Annotated in this window: 3 protein-coding genes; all 3 read left to right on the top strand. The window is 58.3% G+C overall.

From position 1 onward, the window contains the following. Nucleotides 1–1,680, top strand: a 1,680-nt coding sequence (locus B4U49_RS01180) for a COG1361 family protein (protein WP_143735457.1), incomplete at its 5' end; no start/stop codon positions are given. Nucleotides 1,681–1,759: 79 nt separating this feature from the next. After that, on the top strand, nucleotides 1,760–2,755 hold the full coding sequence (locus B4U49_RS01175) for an AraC family transcriptional regulator (RefSeq protein WP_078082763.1): 996 nt from the start codon (nucleotides 1,760–1,762) through the stop codon (nucleotides 2,753–2,755). 155 nt (nucleotides 2,756–2,910) lie between these two features. Beyond that, on the top strand, nucleotides 2,911–4,356 hold the full coding sequence (locus B4U49_RS01170) for a coniferyl aldehyde dehydrogenase (RefSeq protein ID WP_078082762.1): 1,446 nt from the start codon (nucleotides 2,911–2,913) through the stop codon (nucleotides 4,354–4,356). The last annotated feature ends 69 nt before the right edge of the window (nucleotides 4,357–4,425 follow it).

The following is a 4,425-nucleotide window of genomic DNA, read 5'->3' as shown; positions in this document are numbered from 1 at the left end:
AACAACGGCACCGCCGATGCCAGTGGCGTGGTGATCACCGAAACGCTGCCGGAGTACGCCAGCTTCGATGCGGCCAATTCCGACCCGCGCTGGGTACTGGATGGCGATACGCTGACCCTGGCGCTCGGCGAGCTCGCCGCTGGCGAAAATGGCAGTGTGGATTTTGCGGTGATCATCGACGACCCCATCCCAGCCGGCGTGGAGGAGCTCGATAATACCGCCACTATCGAGGACGACGGCAACACCGGTCCCGACCAGAATCTGGAAGACAATACCGACGATGAGGTCACCCCTACCGACGCTCAACCGGACTACGTGATCGACAAGATCGAGAACTTCGATGACCCCACCAATCCGGGCGACGCCGTAGAGTGGACCATCGAAGTCAGTAACCAGGGCAATCAGGGTGGCACCGGCGTAGTGGTTACCGACACCCTGCCCGACACCAACCTGTTTACGAATTTTGTCGCCAGCGATGGCGGCATCATCGATCTCGACGCCGGCACCGTGACCTGGAATATCGGCAATCTGGCAGCAGGCGATAGCGTCACCCTGAGTGTTGCAGCCGTGGTGGTCGAAGACGTGCCCAGCAACGTCGGCCCGCAAACCAATACGGTGGTGGTCGACGACGATGGTAGTAACGGCGAAGACCCGACACCGGAAAACAACCGCGACGATGAAATCCTAGAAATTGAATTCGTGGATCTGTATATCGACAAGGATGACAACGATGCGGTGCCGAAACCTTCCGAAACCCTGGTGTACACCCTGGAATACGGCAACCGCGGTACCGCCACTGCAGCCGGCGTGGTGATAACCGAAACCCTGCCAGCGAACACCAGTTTCGACGCCGCCAATTCAACCTCCGGTTGGGTACAGAACGGCGACACCTTCACCTTCGATGTGGGCACCCTGGCCCCCGGAGAGGAGGGCAGTATTACCTTTGCCGTGATCGTGGATTACCCCCTGGATGCCACGGTACAGCAGGTCGACAACACCGCGGTAATTACCGATGACGGCAACAACGGCAAGGACCAGAATATCGAGGACAATACCGACAGCGACGCAACGGAAATCGAAAACAACGTCAATGTCGATTTCCTTACCCTGCTCCGCTCCGATATGTATCCCTATCCCACCGTGACCTGGGAGCGGGAGTTCCTGCAGCTGCACGGCCGCCTGATCACTCTGGCGCACGCGGATATCAATGCCAACCTGCAGGGCGGCCACGCCGGGCTTTACTTTGATCCGGTGTTTGGCCCCGTGGGCGGGGAATACTATCCCAACGGCTGGGCTTGGGTTTTCTACAAAGACTTGAGCATCTCGGTCAGCTTCGAGCCTGAACAGGAAAAATCCAGCCCCCTGGCCCTGGACAAGGATTTCGGTAATTACCGGGCGAACTCCCGTTTCGGGGAGTTCGAGCGCCCCGCGGCGAGCCCCCGGTTGCCGGTGGTTTATTACGAGATCACCTCTGCCGACGAAGCGCAGTCGCCACTGCTTGAGACTGCGCCGGAGGAAATGCATCCCTCACTGCATGTCGCGGAAAGTAATCCCGTGCAGCAGCAACTGGAAGAGATTACCCGGGAAATCAGCGAGTCGCGGGTTTCACCGCTGCTACTTGCCCTGGCGGAACTCAGCCAGCAGGAGGCCGCCATGGAGCAGGCCATGAACGAGAAATAAATCGCCGGTGGCGCCAACGGGTGGCGGGTTCGGTATCATGGTGAGTCAAAGCCAATCGAGAGGATAAGCCTTGCTCCCCATGGTCCGCGCCAGCGCGCTCACCGGCTATAAAAGCCTGCTCGGCAGCTTCGGAGTCAATGTCGGGGAACTGCTGCAGCGCCTGTCCCTGCCAGCAGACTATCTGGACAGACCCGACCTGATGATCCCGATGGAAACCAAGGTCGAGTTGCTGGAACTGGGTGCGCGCCTGAGTGGCCGCGCGGACTTCGGCCTCAGGCTGGCCCAGCAACAGAATATTTCCGCATTCGGCACCGTAGGGCTGCTCCTGCAACAGTGCGCGACCCTGCGCGATGCTCTGGAAACCATCACATCCTCCATCGGCCAAACGGCCCAGGGGCTCGAAGTCTGGTACGAGGAGGAAGGCGACATCGCCCAGCTGCACTCCCGGTACAACTTCGACGGCCCCTCCGCGCATTCGCGCCAGCACAGTGACAATCTGGTGGCCGGCGGCGTCAACATGATCCGCTTTTTACTTGCCGAGCCCGTGCCGCTGAGCGCCGTTTACCTGAGCGGTCCAGCGCCAACTGCGTCGGGCGGCCTCACTCCCTATCGGGACCTGTTCCAGTGCCCGGTTTACTTTGATTGCGCGTCCAATGGCATTGCCTTCGCTGCATCCATGCTGGAGCGCCCCGTGGCGGGCGCCAATCCGGAAATGCGCGGCCTTATCGACAGTTTCCTGAAGAAAAAGCAGCTTGACGGATTTCAGGAACAGCTCCTGTGGAACATCACCAACCTCCTGCCACGCGGCCCGGTCACGCTCGAGAAAGTCGCCGATAGCGTAAATATGGCGCCGCGTACCCTGCAGGCGCGGCTCCGCCAGCAAGGTACCAGCTTCCAGCAGCTACTGGACCGCACCCGTATAGAGCAGGTGTGCACTTACTTACTGGAAGGCGACCTGTCGCTCACGGAAATCGCCGAACTGGTGGGTTACAGCCAGCTCAGCGCCCTGACCCGCGCCTTCACACGGATCATGGGCGCCAGCCCCAGAGCCTGGCTGCGCCAGCACCCGGGCTGACCACCACTGGCGCAGCGGATTGCGCGATCTGTCAATTTCGTGACGCAATCGGTCAACTCTTGTTGGCCGGAACCTCGTATTCTGGGTACAACTGAAAGTGCCCATGTTACCGGCACACTATTCCAAGAAGCCCGAAATCAACCTGCGGAGCGACCATGAATACCCAGACACTGACCAGCGATGATGCCCAGGCCGCCCTTCTCGAAAACCTGCTCGCCCACCAGCGTCAGGCCTACTTGGCCGACCCGGCCCCCGATTATCAGCAGCGAGTAAAAGATCTGAAGGCCCTGGCCCGGATGATCCGCGACCATCAGGATGAAATCGTACAGGCGGTGAGCGATGACTACGGCAACCGCTCCCACCACGAAACCCTGTTTGCGGAAATTTTCCCCGCGCTGGACGGGGTGAAGGATACGATCAAGAAACTGAAAAAGTGGATGAAGCCCCAGCGCCGCCATGTAGACATCACCGCGTTCCCCACATCCTCCAACAAGGTGATTCCGCAACCTCTCGGCGTGGTTGGCGTGATCGTGCCGTGGAACTTCCCGGTCAATCTTTCCTTTGGTCCACTGATCAATATTTTTGCCGCTGGCAACCGCGCCATGGTGAAAATGTCGGAAAATTCCAATCGCCTTGCGGCGCTGCTGAAGCGCATCAGCGGCGATTATTTCCCGGAAGACAAGCTGGTATTTCTCGAAGGTGCCGGTGGCATGGGGCAAGCGTTTTCCAAATTGAAATTCGATCACCTGATTTTCACCGGCTCCGGAGAAACCGGGCGCAAAGTCATGGCCTCCGCTGCCGCCAACCTCACTCCGGTGACCCTCGAACTGGGCGGTAAGTCACCGGCCATCGTCGGCCCGGATTTCGATATTGATACCGCGTGCGAGCGGATCCTTTTCTGGAAATTGTTCAACGCCGGCCAGATCTGCACCACCGTGGACTACCTGCTGCTTCCGGAAGGAAAAGTGGAAGCCTTTGTAGAAAAAGCCAAACAGGTTTTCCGAAAGCGCTATCCGGATATTCAGGTCAAGGATTACACCGCGGTGATCGATGAACCCTCCTTCCGCCGCCTGTGGAAAACCCTGGACGACGCGGTACACAAGGGGGCAACCGCTATCGACCTGACCGACGGCCAGGGCAGCCGCGACGATGAAATCCAGAAATTCCCACCGCATCTGGTGATTGACGTCGATGAAGATATGGAAATCATGCAACGGGAAATCTTTGGCCCGCTTCTGCCCATAAAAACTTACAAAAACCGCGAAGAAGTCGCAGCCTATATCAACCGCGGCGACCGCCCGCTGGCTATCTATCCGTTTACCAATGACAAGGGCCTGCGCGATTACTATATCGATCACGTGATGTCTGGCGGTGTCAGCGTCAACAATGCGGTTCTGCATGTGGGCCAGCACGATATACCGTTTGGCGGTGTGGGCGAGAGTGGCATGGGCCACTACCACGGTTATGAAGGATTCCTCACCTTCTCCAAACTGCGTCCTGTTTTTTACCAGGGCCCGCTGGATCCGCTGAAACTGTTGATGCCGCCTTACGGCAATCTTGCGGATAAAATGATGAAGTTGATGCTGCGTTTGACCAAGTAACGCAAACCTTTCCAATGTAAAAATCTAAATGCGAAGGCAGAGTGCTGGGTACCTGTTTTCAGAAGCGTC

The organism is Microbulbifer mangrovi (assembly GCF_002009015.1).
GTDB lineage: Bacteria > Pseudomonadota > Gammaproteobacteria > Pseudomonadales > Cellvibrionaceae > Microbulbifer > Microbulbifer mangrovi.
Note: the sequence above shows the minus strand (reverse complement) of the source record. Positions and strands in the feature narration are given on the sequence as shown.